The organism is Chryseobacterium sp. CH25, from assembly GCF_004119455.1.
Taxonomy (GTDB): domain Bacteria; phylum Bacteroidota; class Bacteroidia; order Flavobacteriales; family Weeksellaceae; genus Chryseobacterium.
Map to the genome: position 1 here is coordinate 1 of NZ_NRQT01000085.1, position 266 is coordinate 266.

The 266-nt window shown below is 41.0% G+C and carries 1 pseudogene; it reads right to left on the minus strand.

Annotated features, from left to right (window positions below):
• Positions 1 to 64 precede the first annotated feature (64 nt).
• Positions 65 to 160: pseudogene (locus tag BOQ64_RS25005) on the minus strand (signal recognition particle-docking protein FtsY); the annotation flags it as partial.
• Positions 161 to 266: the final 106 nt, after the last annotated feature.

Consider the following 266-nt stretch of genomic DNA (forward strand, 5'->3'; position numbering starts at 1 on the left):
AGACAACTCTGCTTCAACCGCTAACTACTAAAAAGCTCATCAGAAGCAGGTATCATGAATGTCCCATTTCCTGTTTTACAATCAGAAACGCCCACATCAGATTGATCTTATTATGAAGCCTTCCCGCAGTATCAATGATAACAACGTCTGCATTTTGACGACTCATCAGACAACTCTGCTTCAACCGCTAACTACTAAAAAGCTCATCAGAAGCAGGTATCATGAATGTCCCATTTCCTGTTTTACAATCAGAAACGCCCACATCA